The organism is Methanofollis tationis (genome assembly GCF_013377755.1).
Taxonomy (GTDB): Archaea; Halobacteriota; Methanomicrobia; order Methanomicrobiales; family Methanofollaceae; genus Methanofollis; species Methanofollis tationis.
In genome coordinates, this window is the sequence record NZ_JABXWR010000001.1 from 753,669 (window position 1) to 769,472 (window position 15,804).

Sequence of the window (15,804 nt, forward strand, 5' to 3'; positions counted from 1 at the left end):
AAAAAATGAATGCAGGAATCCCCCGGAACTCTACCAGGACTCGGGGAAGGCCATCTCGGTATAGAGATCTTCAAGCTGCGCCTTGTGGGCCCGCTCCATCTTCGCCAGTTCCAGAAAGACATTTCTCTGGTCGGCGTCGATGCAGAGGTCGGCGAACTGCTCGTACATTTCCATGGCGTCCTCTTCCCGCTTTATCGCGAGCTCGATCCCCTCGATCGGCTTCATGTTGACGGTCGGTTTTGGTCTCTCGATCGTCTCCGAGACCTTGTAATCCCTGGCCTCATTGAATTTCAGCTTCTTTGCTCCGCCTGCGAGAGAGTCTTCGAGCAGTTTTCTGTGGCTTTTCTCTTCCTCGGCAAGTTCCTGAAAGATTTTCTTAACATTTGGGTCTTTCACTTTTTCATGGACCGACTGATAAAACACATAGGCTTCGACCTCTTTGTCGATCGCCTGCTCAATGATCTGTTTGTACTCTTCCATGTCCATATGACAATCCCCCCGTACGGGCAGAGAGACTGGCAACAGTCCAGCATATATAAGTTTCCCCAGAGTCCGGGCATGCGGCCACCTCAACCTATTTTACAGCGCTCTGCCCTGATCATGAGGGAGGGTACCATGCCGTTTTCTGATACGCATGCCGACTACATCAGGCAGTTCGAGCGGGCGCTTGCGGTGCACGGGCGGGGCCCTGAGGCCTGTGCCGCCCTCCGCCAGGTGATCTGCCACTATTTTGGGCATCATGGACGGCAGATGGCATGGCGGGAGACGGAGAATCCCTATCATATTTTTGTGTCAGAGGTGATGCTCCAGCAGACACAGGTGGAAAGGGTGCAGGTGAAGTATCCCCTCTTCATCGAGCGGTTCCCTGACTTTGCCTCGCTTGCGGCGGCCAGGACAGAAGACCTCCTGGCGGTATGGCAGGGCATGGGCTACAACAGGAGGGCGCTCTCCCTCAGGAAGGCGGCAGAGATGGTCGTCGATATCTTTGGCGGCGCACTCCCCCGCACCGTCGCGGACCTCCAGACCCTGCCCGGCATCGGACGGGCCACGGCCTCCTCCATCGCCGCCTTCGCCTTCAACGCCCCGACGGTCTTCATCGAGACGAACATCCGCCGCGTCTGCATCCACTTCTTCTTCAGGGACAGCACGGACGTCACCGACGCCGAGATCCTCCCGCTTGTGGCGATGACCCTCGACCAGAAGCACCCGAGAGAGTTTTACTGGGGCATGATGGACTACGGGACGATGCTCAAGAAACGGTATCCAAACCCGAACCGGCGGAGCGCCTCCTATGCAAAGCAGACGAAGTTCGAGGGATCTGACCGGCAGATCCGGGGGAAGGTGCTCAGGATCCTTCTTGAAAAAGGCCGCCACGATCCCCGCTCCCTCTTCAGGGAGGCGGGGGTGGAGCCGGAAAAAGGAGGGGCTATCCTCCAGAAGCTGATCGCGGAGGGGTTTGTGGCAGAGGAAGACGGAAAATACCGTCTCCGGTGATCAGGGGAACGAGGCCGCCGCCCGGCGTCCTCCCCTCCTCCTTTTCAGACGCCGCAATGATCCCGTAGGCCGTCAGGGCATAGGGGGACCTACCCTCAAAGACCAGGCGGCCTTCGGGGTCGTAGCCGACAAACGAGGTGGGGATCGTCTCGACCAGAGAGGGGACGCTGTCGAGGGAGTCCGGGCGTGCCGCCACGATCACCACGCCCTCCTGACCGCCGTGTGCGGCCGTCCACTCGGGCCCGACGGTCAGCCGAACCGTGACCGGCGTCGCCGGGTCGGCCTCTTCACGCACGATCCCGGCGATCGAAACGCCGTCGAAGTCGTGGGCGATGGTCGGGACCTCGCCGGTATCGGCCATGATAAACGCCCGCATGAGATAGGGATCAGAGGCGGCCCTCAGGCTCCAGGCGTCCGGAGATTCAGAACCTTCTGCCAGGTCAGGCACATCTGCTCCCTCAAGGAAATGAACGGCCGGGGCGCCGGAACCGACGCCGAGGGCGATCCTCCTCCCGTCCGGGGTGATCGCCGCTCCCTGGACGGTGTTCCCGGCGTCATAGCGCCAGACCAGGTTCCCCTCCCGGTCCAGGAGGAGCAGGCCGGTGCCGGCGGCGGCCGCCACATACTTGCCCCCGGCCGATACCGAGACATCGAATACCCGCTCGCCGACGATGTAGCGCCAGAGCAGGACACCCTCCTGATCGAGGAAGTAGATCACCTTGTCGAGCGAACCGGCCGCCACATACTCGCCTTCAGGTGAGACCGAGACCCCCATCACCGTCTTTCCGGTCTCGTACGACCAGAGGGGGACGCCCCGGTTGTCGAAGAAATACAGGCGCTCGTCCTTGGACCCGGCGGCCAGGTACGACCCGTCCGATGAGAGCGACAGGGAAACGGCATCGTCGTCGAGTTCCGCGGTCCAGAACTCCTGACCTCCTGCGGTATAGAGGGCGATCGTGCTGTCGTCATACCCGGCGGCAAGATAGTTTCCATCGGCAGAGAGGGCGGTGCTGTAGGCAAAAAAACCCGTATCAAAGTTTGATATGATCTGTCCGTTTCTGTCAAAAAGGCGGACTTTATCAGATGCGGCGGCGACAAAACGGCCGTCGCCCGATATCGAGACCTGATAGACCGGGCATCCGGTCGGATAGTTCCAGACCTCAGTGCCGTTCTCGTCAAAGATCCTGACGCTTCCTGCATCACGGGTTCCCGCGACGGTCAGGCTGCCGTCTGTCGTCACTGCTGTCGATGTCACACCCCCGCCGACGGCAATGCTCCAGAGAGGGCCGGCCATTTCTTCTCCCGAGGCCGCCGGGACGATCAGAAGGGTCAGAACGCCAAGAACCATGAATATTTTTTTCAGATTACCACCCCGCGTACACCTGCTGCAGAGCAGGCGAACATGCAGTATTTTTTGCGATGCGGGAAGCATTAACCCCACATTCCGCACCACTTTTTTCATGAGTAGTAATTTTCATACTCCTTCCCAAGCAACCGGAGTATCTTCCACAATTCCGGGGTCATATTGGTAACAAGCACTTTTACCCCATCTATTGCCCCAAACCTCAGTTCCCTGACTCCCCGAAAGAGGAAGAAGGTCCATTTCAGGGTTGGGTTCTGGGTCTGCTTCTTCGTCTGTCCGGTCACCGTTTCGCTGGCGTTCTGCAGTTCCCTGCGCAGCCGAAACTCTGTCATCGCATAGATGAACAGGCAGAGCACCATGATCATCGCCAGTGCCTGGATCCTGGACGGCTTCTTCAGAAAGATCTCCGCCACCCTGAACGAGGGATCCTTGAGAAACCGGAACCCCCGCTCCACCGCGCCCTGCTCCTTGTAGTTCGTCAGGAGTTCATCGGGAGAGAGATCCCGGTCATTCGTCGCCAGGATAAACCTCCCGAGTTTCTGCCGCTTCTCTTCAACAGCACGGGGGTCGTGCTCAATCTCTGCAACGACCGTATAGGCCAACTCCACCGGCTCATCTGCCTTCGGCCTACCCGGTTTCTTCTCTTTCTTCCGGGTGATCGTCCTGATGTCCAGAGAGCTGAAGCAGAATTGTTGGTGCTCCTGCAGCCACTTCTCGGCGGCCATGCGGGCGTCCGGTTCGCAGGCGAACTCCCGTGCACCGAGTTTCCGCAGCGACGTTTCTGCCTGTTTCTTCTCTTTTTCCAGCCGTTTTTCAAACGTCTTCTCCTGCCGTTCCTGCATCGGTGCCGAGTGATATACCACCCACTTCTGAGGGATGCCGGCATATTCGGATGTATGCTCCGCATATTGGTAGCGCTCGTCCGCGCACGGCTGCAGGGCGAGGTCCTCTGCGGCAACAAGCTCCTTGACCTCGTTCAGGGTCGCCGGAACCCGACTGATCCAGAAGGTATGGGTGCCGAGGGTGGTGAGATTCTCGGCGGTATAGAACGCTGCGTCAGCGATATGGTAGACCTTGCCCGGATGCTGCAGGTTTTCGGTGAGCTGGGTGATGATCGCCATCAGCGTTTTCTTATCCGACTCGTTCCCGGAGAACGTCTGCACGAAGAGGGGAATGCCATGCTGATCGGTTGCCATCCCGAGAACGAACTGTTTGAGGTCCCACCGGCCGTCCTTTGGACGGCCGTAGGTGATATTCATGTCACGGGAATCGAAATCAACGTCATAGTCGCCGCTGACGCTGAACGCGGTGGTATCGACGTGGATGCAGTGCGTACCGTAATCGCTGGCAAGCAGGCACTCCGCGACGATTTGGTTGAAGAGTTCGGTCGGGCCAAATAAGGCGATCGCGTCGAGCGTCCGGCCCAGGACGTCATCGTTAAGATGCGCGGTGGTCACGCCTTCGCCAAGAAGACGTTCAATGGCGATATCCGAGAAGAATGCCGGATAGAGATAGAGGCGCCGTTCGACGAACCCGAGACCGTTGAGCACCATGGCCTTGACGATATCTCCATGGGTGAGATGATGCTGCCGCGTTTTGGGGATGGCACGGTCGATAACCGGGGCGATGCCGAGGGTGTCGAAGGCACCGGCAACGAGCCCGAGATGGCCGATCGAGATGTTGGAGCCTTCGATGAAGTCAGCAGAGGAGGGCACAGGAGAGGTTTTTCCTGAAAGTACAAGGATCTTGCGGTTTGATAATTAGGGGAAGTGGATGGGCTCCTGCGAAAGGTGGGACGAAGAGATGATTTTTCGGTTTTGTAGAGATCCTATTCTGGTATGCTTGAACCGGGGGACTGCTGCCCCCGGACCCCCGCACAGGATAGGTGGGGATACGGCCCGCTCCCCCCCGGGCGTCCTGCTCGCTCTTCCCGGGGCCCATCGCAATTGGGGTCCGGGGGTGATGGGGAAGGCGGGGGATCCGCACCCCCTCCCTGCGATTACAGGAAATACATCAAACTCGGTATGAGGGTCTCAACAAAGCCGATATCTGTGTCTTATTTTTGATGAAGCCTGGCATTCTATGTCATTTGCCTCTAATGTCCTGCTGAAACAAGAGTATGATGAAGTAAGATAATTTGAAAAAAATATGGCTTCGTTGAAACCCTCCAGTAGTCCGGTTCCGCGCTAAAGCAAAGATCTATAAGAATCGTTGCTCCTTGAGTTAATGACCAAACCAACACCAAGGAGCAGAGATAGTGTCAACGAACCGGTATATCAACCTTATCGAAAGCATCTGTTCAGTACTCCGATCTTCCCATCTGCCTCTTTATTCCTGCAAATACTCCCGGAAAATGTATACTCAGCATCAACTCATGGCTATTCTTCTCTTTCGTGAAGCTCTTCGCACTGACTATCGCTCGACCGTTGAGCTCATCGATCTAATGGACGGAGTCAAAGAGATCCTTCAGCTTGATCAGGTCCCCCACTACTCAACCATCCAAAAAATATATCTGAGAATTTCGAACAACCCCACCTCACCCAAAGTACTTTATAGTCCCGGATCGACCTTTTTCCCATGAGCACGTTTACCAATTTCGCGATCCACCACGAATATGCCAGCCTTGCAGCTCTGGGTGATCGGCTGGGTGAGGTCAGCGGTCTGATCGACTGGGATGCCTTCCGCCCTCTCCTTGCTGACCTCTACACCAACGCCGAGGGGCGAGGCGGCCGTCCGAACTATGACGTCGTTCTGATGATCCGGCTGCTGGTGCTTCAGCAGTGGTATGGCCTGTCTGACCCCGAACTGGAGCGTCAGGCGACCGACCGGATCTCGTTCCGTCACTTCCTGGGATATCCGGAAACCATTCCGGATCGGTCGACGGTCTGGCTGTTCCGGGAACGCTTGGCGCAAACCGGGAAGGATACCGCGATCTGGGATGAGTTCCAGCGGCAACTCGAAGTACAAGGGCTCGCCATCAAACGCGGTGTCATGCAGGACGCGACGTTCATCACCGCCGATCCCGGGCATGCTCCTGCCGGCACGCCCCGGGGAGATCAGGCAGAGACGCGGCGCAGCCGCGACGGCACCTGGGCCAAGAAGGGCTCGAAGTCACAGTTCGGGTACAAACTTCACATCCTGCTCGACAAGGACAGTCAGCTGATCCGCCGGATTGAGACCACCACGGCGTCACTCCATGACAGCAGGATCGATCTCTCCCGGGAAGGTGAGACGGTCTATCGCGATAAAGGCTATTTTGGGGTGAAACCGCAGGCATCTATGGACAAGACCATGCACCGGGCCGTTCGCAACCATCCCCTCTCCATCAAGGAGAACCGGCGGAACAAGGCCATCAGCAGAACACGATCGCTGGTGGAACGACCGTTTGCCGTGATCAAGCGGGTGTTCCATGCAGGCCACCTCATGGTCACGACGGTTGCCAGAGTGCACGTCAAGAACATCTTCTCCTGCATGAATTTCAACTTCAGGCAACTTCTTACCCTCAAAGCGCAAGCTGCCGAGCGATAGCTCTCGAGAAAATCCAAAAAACCCTCTAAATGCAGGGGTTCAGGAAGGAAACGGCTGAACAGCGAGGGGAAGAGGGCAGTCGGGAGCGAGTATCTGATGGCAGGGAGGAGTTAATCGCAATTCTCATCTTTATGTCGCTCTACGCTGGCATCAGCGCCCTCCCGGGTTCAAGTCATAAAAATTAAATTAACCTTGTGCTTAATTACACACGAATGAATGCGAAAAGTGTTGGTGTTCTCCTTGGATGCATGATCGTGCTGGTCGTCGGCATCGCCGGCTGTACAGGCAATGATCAGACAGATGTGACCGGAACGAAGGTCTACATCGTTGGTGTCGACGGCAACTACGCGCCCTACTCCTACATCGAGACTGACGGAAGCGTCACCGGTTTCGATGTCGAGTCGGTGAAATGGATCGCGGAGAAGATGGGTTTTGAGGTGAAGATCCAGCCGATGGACTGGGACTCTATGATCCCGTCGCTCAACGCGAAAAAGATCGACATGGTCTACTCAGGCATGACCATCACCCCTGAGCGGGCCGAGCAGGTCACCTTCTCGATGCCGTACCTGCGGATCAACCAGAGTGTCGCCGTCCACAATGACTCTGCGATCACGATGGCAGACATCATGGCCGGAACGGTCGTCATCGGAGCCCAGAGAGGGACGACCGGTCAGATCTGGGTCGAAGAGAACCTGATCGCGAACGGGACCATGCCGAAAGACACCTTAAAGCTCTACGACAACTTCCCGCTGGTCATCACCGATCTCCAGAACAAGCGGATCGAGGCGTCCATCTATGACCGCCCGTCGCACCTTGCAGCGATCGAAGGCAAGCCCATCCACATCATTGGCGAGATCAATACCGGTGAGGAGTACGGTGTTGCGATGCGCAAGGACGATGTTGAACTGCACGAAAAGATCAACACCGGTCTTGACGAACTCATGAAGGACCCGTACTGGCAGGAGCTTCTCGAAAAGTACAACCTTGCATGAGCGCCCTGCCGCTCTGCCGGGCAAAAACCCAAACTATTTTTAAAATGTGTGAGCATTAAGATTATTTGCACCATCCCTGTCAGAGGGGAAGGCTGCATGGGTGTATTTGTATAGGATCTGAAACATGGAGATCACATCAATCCTGGTGGAATGGTTCCCTTACCTCTTCTCAGGTATCGTCGCCACCCTCGGTCTTGTCGCCGCCTCCCTCGGCCTCGGGCTTCTCTTCGGCCTTCCGATGGCCCTGGGCCAGATATACGGTTCAAAACCGGTCAGAAGTCTGATCGGGGTGTATGTCTGGTTTTTCCGCGGCCTTCCCGTGCTCGTCCTCCTGTTTCTCTTCTTCTTCGGCATCTTCCCCCAGCTCGGCATGGGCGACCTTCCCCCCTTTTTCGTCGCCGTCGTCGTGCTCGGCCTGAGAGGCGCCGCCTACCAGTCGCAGATCTTCAGGGGGGCGATCCAGTCGATCAGCGAGGGGCAGATGACCGCGGCGCGGTCCCTGGGCATGACCCGGTTTCAGGCGATCAGATATATCATCCTGCCCCAGGCGGTCAGGATCGCCCTGCCTGGCTGGTCGAACGAGTACCCCACGGTGCTGACCGACACGGCGATCTGCTATGCGATCGGGGTGGCCGAGATCCTGACCAGGACGACCCAGATCGTGGCGCAGACCTATGTGACCATGCCGCTCTATCTGGCTGCAGCCTGTCTCTATATCGTCCTCAATTACGCAGGGATGAGGGCCCTGCACTATATCGAGCAGCGGATCAGCATCCCGGGGTTCGGGCAGGGGGGTCTGTAGACCGATGGAAATCCTGCGGGTCGAAGATATCCACAAGGCGTATGGCGACCGTGAGGTGCTCCGCGGTGTCTCTTTTTCTGTGCGCAAAGGTGAGACAAAGGTGTTCATCGGCCCCTCGGGCACCGGGAAGAGCACCCTCCTGCGGTGCATCAACCAGCTGACGGTCCCAGACCAGGGCCGCGTCTTCCTGCACGGTGAGGAGGTGACGAACTCGGGTTCCCGTATCAATTATTTCCGGCAGCGCATGGGTATGGTCTTCCAGAACTTCTATCTCTTCGATCACCTGACGGCGGTGCGGAACGTCGAGGTCGCCCTGCTGAAGGTGAAGCGGATGGATCCGAAGGCCGCCCGTGAAAAGGCGCTGTATGAGTTGCGGCAGGTCGGGATGGAGGACTGGGCCGACCATTACCCTGCCGAACTCTCCGGCGGTCAGGCGCAGCGGGTCTCGATCGCCCGTGCGCTTGCGATGGACCCTGACGTGATCCTCTTCGACGAACCGACCTCTGCGCTCGACCCCGAGCTGACGCGCGAGGTGCTCGAGGTGATGAAGAAACTCTCGAACGAGGGGATGACGATGCTGGTGGTGACGCACGAGATGGGGTTTGCCCTTTCGGCGGCGAGCGAGGTGCTGTTCATGGAGCACGGGCTGATCGTGGAGAGAGGACCCCCCTCGGAGATCCCGGCGAGCCCGGCCTTCGAGCGGACGAGGAAATTCGTGGGGAAATTCAGGGATATATAACCGGTGATGGTGGAGAATGGATCAGGTCGCATTTATCATACAGGTTCTTGTTCCGGCCCTTGCCGACGGACTCGTGCTGACGCTGGCCCTGATCGCGGTCTCGGCCCCGTTCGGCTTTCTTCTCGGGGCCGGACTGGCGGTGGGGCGCACCTACGGCAGCCGTCCGCTCTCCTTTACGGCCCGGGCATTTGTCACCTTTGTCAAGGGTTGCCCCCTGCTTCTCCTGCTTTTCATCCTCTACTTCGGTCTTCCGGCCGTCGGGGTCAGGTTCTCACCCTTTGAGGCGGCGGCGATCGGTTTTATCTTCTGCAACGGGGCGTATAACTCCGAATATATCAGGGGCGCCCTCCTCTCGATCAAGGAGGGGCAGATGACCGCCGCCTTTGCCCTCGGCATGACCCGCAACCAGGGTATCAGGTACATCCTCCTGCCGCAGGCCCTCCGCCGTGCGATCCCCGGGATGACAAACGAGTTCATCTACCTGATCAAGTACTCTTCCCTTGCCTACATGATCACGGTCGTGGAGCTCACCGGGGCCGGAAAACTCGTCGCCACCAAATATTTCACCTTCACCGAGACCTTCATGGTGGTCGGCGCGGTCTATCTGGTGCTCGTCACCTTCACCACCATCGCCGCAAACTACCTGGAGAAGCGGTACGCCGTGCCGGTCTGACCGCCGTCAGGTTTATCCCCGCGGCCCCCGCAGGTGAGGGCGTGAGGACGAGCCAGGCACTCCTTCTGCGCTACCGGCACGACCCGGCCTTCGAGTTCTCCCGGGTGCTGGTCACCTACGTGGACCGCGGCGCGCCGGGCGATCTCTCTTCGGTCGGCGGCGGGGAGATTGTGCGGCTCGGACCCGGCTTTTTTGACGTCCTCAGGGAGGAGCGGGCGGTGACGGTGCCGTACCACCGGATAAGAAGGATCGCCTACGACGGTGTGGTGGTCTGGGAGAAGGAGTGAGGGGTGCGCAATGCATATCCTGAAAGGGGGCCAGATACATCCCCATGAAATGGATGCCGCTTCTCGCGCTTGCCGCATGCTGCGCTGTCTTTGCCGGGTGCGTGCACTCGCCCGCTGCCGATTCCGAAATGACCGTGATCCTTGACTCGATGCAGGGGGAGATCAACGGCGCCCTGACGGCGATCGATCGGTCTGCTGAAATGACCGCCGCAAACCTGAGCCAGACCGGTCTTGCCGGCCCTGATGTCGATGCCCTCCTCTCAGAGGCCCTCGAAACCGACCCTTCGGTGATCACCGCCACGGTGATCGCCAGGAACGGGACGGTCGCCGCGGTGCAGCCTTATATCGATGAACTCGCCGGCGCAGACCTCAGCGACCAGGCGGTGGTGCAGGAGGTCTTCACCCGGGAGGCCCCGGTGATGTCAGACCTCTTCGCCCTCAGGGAGGGCGGGTATGCGGCGACGATCGAGCACCCGGTCTTCTCCTCAGACGGCGAGGTCATAGGGGCGGTGAGCCTTGCCTTCCAGCCGGAGGTGCTCGTCAGGAGATATGCGGAGCCCGCGGTTGCCGGCACCCCGTATACGGTGATGGCCCTTCAGCCCGGCGGTCTGGTGCTGTATGACGCAGACCCCGGAGAGATCGGGAAAGAGACGCTCAACGATACCCTGTATGCCGACTTCCCTGAGGTGCTCGATGCCGCCCGCAAGTATGCAGAGAACCGTTCTGGCCATACGACGTACTCGTTCTATGCCGCAGGTTACGGGACGGTCGTGCGAAAAGAGGCGTACTGGACGACTGTCGGATTGCACCGCACAGAATGGCGTTTGTCCATCATCAGGGAGATCGGCGCCTGATCGACCGGCACCCTGATGAACCTGAACGTTCAACCGATCTTGCGATGCAGCAACCAGCCTGTTACAGCATTGTCGACCTCATGGAAATGATGGCCGAGCGGATCGGTGAGGCCGCCCGCTCCTTAAACGGGGACGACGCCGCGGCATTCGTCGACGAACTCCTTGTAGCCCGGCGCGTCTATGTCGCCGGCGCCGGAAGGTCCGGGCTTGTTGCACGGGCGTTTGCCATGCGTCTGCGGCATCTCGGGGTGGAGTCGTTTGTGGTCGGCGAGACGATCACCCCGGCGCTGCAGGAGGGCGATACCCTTGTCGCCTTCTCAGGCTCGGGCGAGACGAACTCGATCGTCGATTACTGCGAGATGGTGAGGGAGATCGGCGGGCGGATCTGCCTGATCACTGCCACGCCCGCCTCAAGGATAGGACGGATGGCGAACTGCACCGTGAACCTCGGAAACCACGCCCCGCGGATCGGCGGGATGCCGGGCAGGTATGAGGTCCGCCAGCTCACCGGGCAATATCGGTCTGTTGCTCCCGCCTTTGCCCCCTTCGGCACCCTCTTTGAGATGACTGCCCTCGTCTTCTCCGACGCCGTGCTCTCGGCCATGATGGAGTTGAAGCACTGCAGCCTTGAGGAGATCAAGGGAAGGCTTGCAAATATCCAGTGAGGGCCTCCCCTTCCCTTTTCCCGGTGCCAGATTCTCTCTCGATTTCATGATATCCCGGGCAACAAAAGGATATTTATCCTCTCAGGATGGAAAATCTCTGATTGCTATGACCGACGAGAAGGGACACTATGAGAAGGGGCGCTGGGTTCTGGACCCCGAGCCGGTGGAAGAGGAGAGCGCATCCGGGGCAGAGAACGAAGCGCCTGAAGAGGAGCAGAGTGCGCCCCAGGTCGAGGAACTCGCCAGAGAAGCCTCGAAGTCCGTGAAGAAGGCGATCGACGACGTGGTCGTGCTCGGCAGGAACCTGTTCGGGACGAAGGAGGGCCGGGAGCATATCGAGAAGAAGGCTCGCGCCGCAGGTGCTGAACTGGAGCGGGCGATCAACGAGGTCGCCGAGGCAGCAAAAAAGACGATCAAAAACAGATAATCTTTTTTTCTCTCCCCTGATTTCATCGCTCAACCGGACCTGGGCGCCTTTTTTCGTTAACCTCGCCCTCCCACTATCACGCACCCGGGGTTTCACCCCCGTCTGTGCGGATCGACCCTGTAGGGGTGACGAGGCTGAGGGCGCCGCTCAGCAGCGCCGGGCATCTCACGCATCGAGCATCTCGCGGGCGGCGTCGATCATCGCCCGTGCCGCCCTGAGTTTCGTCCGCACCGCGGTATATTTCCCCTCGTCACAGGCGTCTTCGGCCTCGTGATAGAGTTTCTCGGCGCGTTCGGCACGGTTCTTTGCCCGGCCCACCTCCTGCCCCTCGCTCTCCAGGAGGTCGATCTCCTCCTGCACGGCGAGCAGGTCGCCGAGGACGTCTTCGAGTTCGCCGCGGGCTTCCTCCTCTTTCCCGTCGTCTTCGGCTTTTTTCTGCCGCCCCCGCTCCCTCAGTGCTTCTCTCGCCTCCTCCTGCGCACGCATGATCTCCTGGAGTTCGTCCTCGACCTCTTTGACGCAGGATGCAAGAAGGGCTGCAAACGCCGTCCGGTCTTCTCTCGACTCCTCCCATCCGCCGTATGCGCCGTAGGCCCCTCCGGCCGCCGCGCCGCCAAGGGCGTCTCCGATCCGGTCCCCGATCTCGCCGGTGTCCCGTCTCAGGATCCCGCCGAGGATGCTCCCGACGCCTGCCCCGGCAATAGCGCCCATCACGCCCCTGCCGACCTCTTTTTTCTCCCGGGCGACGGTATAGGCGACCTTTACGTTCTTCCCTGACACCGTCACTTCCAGTTTCCCCCCCTCTCCGGTGTGGCGCACGTCCATCGTCGTCTTCCCGTCCTGTCGCTGCTCGCCGGTGATCTCGGTCCCTTCCAGTGCGAGGCGCGACATCAGGCGCTCAAGGAAATCGTCATAATAATCGGCCACGCCCTGGCCATAATAGATAAACGGCAGAGAATTGCGATTAACTCCTCCCTGCCATCAGATACTCGCTCCCGACTGCCCTCTTCCCCTCGCTGTTCAGCCGTTTCCTTCCTGAACCCCTGCATTTAGAGGGTTTTTTGGATTTTCTCGAGAGCTATCGCTCGGCAGCTTGCGCTTTGAGGGTAAGAAGTTGCCTGAAGTTGAAATTCATGCAGGAGAAGATGTTCTTGACGTGCACTCTGGCAACCGTCGTGACCATGAGGTGGCCTGCATGGAACACCCGCTTGATCACGGCAAACGGTCGTTCCACCAGCGATCGTGTTCTGCTGATGGCCTTGTTCCGCCGGTTCTCCTTGATGGAGAGGGGATGGTTGCGAACGGCCCGGTGCATGGTCTTGTCCATAGATGCCTGCGGTTTCACCCCAAAATAGCCTTTATCGCGATAGACCGTCTCACCTTCCCGGGAGAGATCGATCCTGCTGTCATGGAGTGACGCCGTGGTGGTCTCAATCCGGCGGATCAGCTGACTGTCCTTGTCGAGCAGGATGTGAAGTTTGTACCCGAACTGTGACTTCGAGCCCTTCTTGGCCCAGGTGCCGTCGCGGCTGCGCCGCGTCTCTGCCTGATCTCCCCGGGGCGTGCCGGCAGGAGCATGCCCGGGATCGGCGGTGATGAACGTCGCGTCCTGCATGACACCGCGTTTGATGGCGAGCCCTTGTACTTCGAGTTGCCGCTGGAACTCATCCCAGATCGCGGTATCCTTCCCGGTTTGCGCCAAGCGTTCCCGGAACAGCCAGACCGTCGACCGATCCGGAATGGTTTCCGGATATCCCAGGAAGTGACGGAACGAGATCCGGTCGGTCGCCTGACGCTCCAGTTCGGGGTCAGACAGGCCATACCACTGCTGAAGCACCAGCAGCCGGATCATCAGAACGACGTCATAGTTCGGACGGCCGCCTCGCCCCTCGGCGTTGGTGTAGAGGTCAGCAAGGAGAGGGCGGAAGGCATCCCAGTCGATCAGACCGCTGACCTCACCCAGCCGATCACCCAGAGCTGCAAGGCTGGCATATTCGTGGTGGATCGCGAAATTGGTAAACGTGCTCATGGGAAAAAGGTCGATCCGGGACTATAAAGTACTTTGGGTGAGGTGGGGTTGTTCGAAATTCTCATGAGTCTCAAACGGCCGCGACATCGTCGCCGGCGTCTGCAGGGGATCCATGGGGATCACCCCGCCCCCCTCCCCACACCAGGTACAGCGCCAGAGATCGGTCATCGCCCGCGAAAACTCCTGGTGGTCCAGAACGCCCGGGAGGATCAGCGGCACATGTGCACCTGTGCACCTGTTTGCACTGGCGTGCACTTCGGAAGTGCAAACAAACGGACGACCCATAGGGGATGGATACTCGATCCCGCCCCGATAACCCCCATATTCCCGGCCATGTGCACTCTGGCACGGATCGCACACACACCCCCCCGCAGACCCGGGGGGATCGGGTGGGGTGTGTGTTTCTCTTTTCTGGTGCAAACTACTATTATAGGAGAGAGAGAGATCTCTCTCTTCTCTTTAGAATATACAGTCCGGGCTCGATCCTCCGTTCCCGATCTTTGCACTTTTTCGGTGCAACTTCGGTGCAAACGAGGTGCAAAAGTGCCATCGCAACCACACCGCCCGGCCGTCCCCCGCAGATCCGGGGCAATTCGCGGTGCAGGGGTCCGGGGGGTACGAGCCCCCGGACAGAGGCGAACTTCGCCATTCTTTATATCTTCTCTTCACGTTGAGAGCGTGAGGGTTTAGAATATTTTGAGGATGCCCTGGGCAGAAGACCAAAAATACTACTCATAGAAAAAAATTGGTTGCGGAATATCGACTCACCCATCCCCCGACGGAAAGAGGAGACGGATCACCCCGACGCCTCCCCGATCTCGGGCGGCACTGGCACATCGACCACCGATTCGGTATAATCGTCGAACCACAGGGCATCAGGGTTCCGCCTGAAGGCCATGAACGTCCCGATCTTCTCAGGATCGGCCGCCTGATGGTACTTGAAGAAGACATACTCGTCGGTGAGGCCGGCGACCTCGATCTTCCCGGTCGCATGGGAGATCACAAACCGCGCCCTCTTCGCGAGCCCCGAGACCTGCGCCTTCGCCGCCTCGATGATCGCATAACTCTCCTCCACCGGCACCTGGAACATCCGGTTCCCCAGGGTCGGGCGGCACTGGAAGACATAGTACGGCGGCACCCCGATGAACGAGAGTTTCCTGAACAGATCGGCGAGCACCGCCGGATCGTCGTTCACCCCGCGCAGGATGGGCGTCTGGTTCACCACGATCGCACCCGCAGAGAGCAGGAGGCCGAGCGCCTCCACCGCCTGCGGCGTGAGCTCACGCGGGTGGTTGAACTGCGCCATGATGTAGATCCGCTTCTCGGGCGTCGAGTATTTCCTGATCATCTCGGACAGAGAGGGATCGTCCAGGACCCGGTACGGGTTGAAGGCCGGCATCTTCGACCCGATCCTGATGATCCCCACATGCTCGATCCCCCTGATCGCCGCCACGATCGGTTCGAGCTTCGCGGTCGCCATGATCAGGGGATCCCCGCCGGTCAGGAGCACATTCGTGATCTCGGGGTGATGCCTGATATACTCGATCTCTTCTGTGACGTCCCGCGTCACCTCGGCGCCCCGGTCCATGAACAGGCGTTTTCTGAAGCAGAAGCGGCAGAACGTCCCGCACATGTCCGATACCAGTAAGAGGGCGGTCTCCCGGTACTTGTGCTGGAGACCCGGAGCAACCGTATAGTTCGACTCCCTGGAGGGGTCAAGGACACCCGACTCCTCCAGCTCCATCGGGTCAGGCACGGCGATCCGCCTGATTGGGTCGGCCGGATCGTCCCAATCGATGAGGGAAACATAATAATCGTTCGAGCGGAAAGCGAATTTCTCCTCCACCTTCTGCAGCATGATCTTCTCTTCAGGGCTCAATGCATCGATCTGGTCGACGCCTGTCAGGTATCGCAGTTTCATCCTATTTTCACCTCCTCTTAAACCCGGGTC

General features: G+C 59.1%; 16 protein-coding genes and 1 pseudogene. 11 read left to right on the plus strand and 6 right to left on the minus strand.

Annotated elements, in window-relative coordinates; genetic code table 11:
• Positions 1-30: 30 nt before the first annotated feature.
• On the minus strand, positions 31-486 hold the full coding sequence (locus HWN36_RS03845) for a ferritin family protein (RefSeq protein ID WP_176788159.1): 456 nt from the start codon (positions 484-486) through the stop codon (positions 31-33).
• A 129-nt stretch (positions 487-615) separates the two neighbouring features.
• Between HWN36_RS03845 and HWN36_RS03850 the strand changes: the two genes are divergently transcribed.
• Positions 616-1,494, plus strand: a complete 879-nt coding sequence (locus HWN36_RS03850; protein ID WP_176788160.1) for an HhH-GPD family protein — start codon at positions 616-618, stop codon at positions 1,492-1,494.
• Here the strand turns inward: HWN36_RS03850 and HWN36_RS03855 are convergent.
• Both HWN36_RS03855 and HWN36_RS03860 read right to left on the minus strand, forming a co-directional pair.
• Positions 1,427-2,842 carry a WD40 repeat domain-containing protein gene (locus tag HWN36_RS03855; protein WP_176788161.1) on the minus strand — a complete coding sequence of 472 codons (1,416 nt, stop codon included), beginning with the start codon at positions 2,840-2,842 and terminating at the stop codon, positions 1,427-1,429. The two genes, HWN36_RS03850 and HWN36_RS03855, sit on opposite strands and share 68 nt — an antisense overlap.
• 110 nt (positions 2,843-2,952) lie before the next feature.
• Positions 2,953-4,551, minus strand: coding sequence for an IS1634 family transposase (locus tag HWN36_RS03860; RefSeq protein WP_176789535.1), 1,599 nt, complete (start codon positions 4,549-4,551; stop codon positions 2,953-2,955).
• A 563-nt stretch (positions 4,552-5,114) separates the two neighbouring features.
• Here HWN36_RS03860 and HWN36_RS03865 point away from each other — a divergent pair.
• The 10 genes and pseudogenes from HWN36_RS03865 to HWN36_RS03910 form a co-directional block, all read left to right on the plus strand.
• Positions 5,115-5,375 (plus strand): annotated as a pseudogene (locus tag HWN36_RS03865) (IS5/IS1182 family transposase); the annotation flags it as partial.
• Between the two features lie 59 nt (positions 5,376-5,434).
• Complete coding sequence (locus HWN36_RS03870) at positions 5,435-6,385, plus strand: IS5 family transposase (RefSeq protein WP_176787388.1); 951 nt, start codon at positions 5,435-5,437, stop codon at positions 6,383-6,385.
• Between the two features lie 212 nt (positions 6,386-6,597).
• On the plus strand, positions 6,598-7,377 hold the full coding sequence (locus HWN36_RS03875; protein ID WP_176788162.1) for an ABC transporter substrate-binding protein: 780 nt from the start codon (positions 6,598-6,600) through the stop codon (positions 7,375-7,377).
• Between the two features lie 124 nt (positions 7,378-7,501).
• Complete coding sequence (locus HWN36_RS03880) at positions 7,502-8,179, plus strand: amino acid ABC transporter permease (RefSeq protein WP_176788163.1); 678 nt, start codon at positions 7,502-7,504, stop codon at positions 8,177-8,179.
• Between the two features lie 4 nt (positions 8,180-8,183).
• Positions 8,184-8,918 (plus strand): amino acid ABC transporter ATP-binding protein, encoded by a 735-nt coding sequence (locus tag HWN36_RS03885; protein ID WP_176788164.1) that lies wholly within the window; start codon positions 8,184-8,186, stop codon positions 8,916-8,918.
• A gap of 16 nt (positions 8,919-8,934) precedes the next feature.
• Complete coding sequence (locus tag HWN36_RS03890) at positions 8,935-9,591, plus strand: amino acid ABC transporter permease (RefSeq protein WP_176788165.1); 657 nt, start codon at positions 8,935-8,937, stop codon at positions 9,589-9,591.
• A gap of 41 nt (positions 9,592-9,632) precedes the next feature.
• Entirely contained in the window at positions 9,633-9,878 is a 246-nt protein-coding gene (locus tag HWN36_RS03895; protein WP_176788166.1) for an RNA repair domain-containing protein, read from the plus strand.
• A 44-nt stretch (positions 9,879-9,922) separates the two neighbouring features.
• Positions 9,923-10,732: a cache domain-containing protein gene (locus HWN36_RS03900; RefSeq protein ID WP_176788167.1), complete on the plus strand. Its 810-nt coding sequence runs from the start codon at positions 9,923-9,925 to the stop codon at positions 10,730-10,732.
• Entirely contained in the window at positions 10,696-11,397 is a 702-nt protein-coding gene (locus HWN36_RS03905) for an SIS domain-containing protein (protein ID WP_343044920.1), read from the plus strand. The genes HWN36_RS03900 and HWN36_RS03905 overlap by 37 nt, the downstream gene beginning before the upstream one ends.
• Positions 11,398-11,503: 106 nt before the next feature.
• Positions 11,504-11,824 carry a hypothetical protein gene (locus HWN36_RS03910; RefSeq protein WP_176788169.1) on the plus strand — a complete coding sequence of 107 codons (321 nt, stop codon included), beginning with the start codon at positions 11,504-11,506 and terminating at the stop codon, positions 11,822-11,824.
• Between the two features lie 165 nt (positions 11,825-11,989).
• Here HWN36_RS03910 and HWN36_RS03915 read toward each other — a convergent pair whose 3' ends face one another.
• The 3 genes from HWN36_RS03915 to HWN36_RS03925 all read right to left on the minus strand — a co-directional run bounded on the left by HWN36_RS03915 (position 11,990) and on the right by HWN36_RS03925 (position 15,774).
• Positions 11,990-12,751 carry a hypothetical protein gene (locus tag HWN36_RS03915; RefSeq protein WP_343044921.1) on the minus strand — a complete coding sequence of 254 codons (762 nt, stop codon included), beginning with the start codon at positions 12,749-12,751 and terminating at the stop codon, positions 11,990-11,992.
• Between the two features lie 151 nt (positions 12,752-12,902).
• Positions 12,903-13,853, minus strand: coding sequence for an IS5 family transposase (locus tag HWN36_RS03920; RefSeq protein ID WP_176787388.1), 951 nt, complete (start codon positions 13,851-13,853; stop codon positions 12,903-12,905).
• A gap of 796 nt (positions 13,854-14,649) precedes the next feature.
• Positions 14,650-15,774, minus strand: a complete 1,125-nt coding sequence (locus HWN36_RS03925; protein ID WP_176788170.1) for a KamA family radical SAM protein — start codon at positions 15,772-15,774, stop codon at positions 14,650-14,652.
• Between the last annotated feature and the right edge of the window lie 30 nt (positions 15,775-15,804).

Coding starts and splice junctions, on each gene's coding strand:
- HWN36_RS03845 (WP_176788159.1), bottom strand. CDS start 486: ATGGACATGGAAGAGTACAAACAGATCATTGAGCAGGCGATCGACAAA.
- HWN36_RS03850 (WP_176788160.1), top strand. CDS start 616: ATGCCGTTTTCTGATACGCATGCCGACTACATCAGGCAGTTCGAGCGG.
- HWN36_RS03855 (WP_176788161.1), bottom strand. CDS start 2,842: ATGGTTCTTGGCGTTCTGACCCTTCTGATCGTCCCGGCGGCCTCGGGA.
- HWN36_RS03870 (WP_176787388.1), top strand. CDS start 5,435: ATGAGCACGTTTACCAATTTCGCGATCCACCACGAATATGCCAGCCTT.
- HWN36_RS03875 (WP_176788162.1), top strand. CDS start 6,598: ATGAATGCGAAAAGTGTTGGTGTTCTCCTTGGATGCATGATCGTGCTG.
- HWN36_RS03880 (WP_176788163.1), top strand. CDS start 7,502: ATGGAGATCACATCAATCCTGGTGGAATGGTTCCCTTACCTCTTCTCA.
- HWN36_RS03885 (WP_176788164.1), top strand. CDS start 8,184: ATGGAAATCCTGCGGGTCGAAGATATCCACAAGGCGTATGGCGACCGT.
- HWN36_RS03890 (WP_176788165.1), top strand. CDS start 8,935: ATGGATCAGGTCGCATTTATCATACAGGTTCTTGTTCCGGCCCTTGCC.
- HWN36_RS03900 (WP_176788167.1), top strand. CDS start 9,923: ATGAAATGGATGCCGCTTCTCGCGCTTGCCGCATGCTGCGCTGTCTTT.
- HWN36_RS03905 (WP_343044920.1), top strand. CDS start 10,696: ATGGCGTTTGTCCATCATCAGGGAGATCGGCGCCTGATCGACCGGCAC.
- HWN36_RS03910 (WP_176788169.1), top strand. CDS start 11,504: ATGACCGACGAGAAGGGACACTATGAGAAGGGGCGCTGGGTTCTGGAC.
- HWN36_RS03920 (WP_176787388.1), bottom strand. CDS start 13,853: ATGAGCACGTTTACCAATTTCGCGATCCACCACGAATATGCCAGCCTT.
- HWN36_RS03925 (WP_176788170.1), bottom strand. CDS start 15,774: ATGAAACTGCGATACCTGACAGGCGTCGACCAGATCGATGCATTGAGC.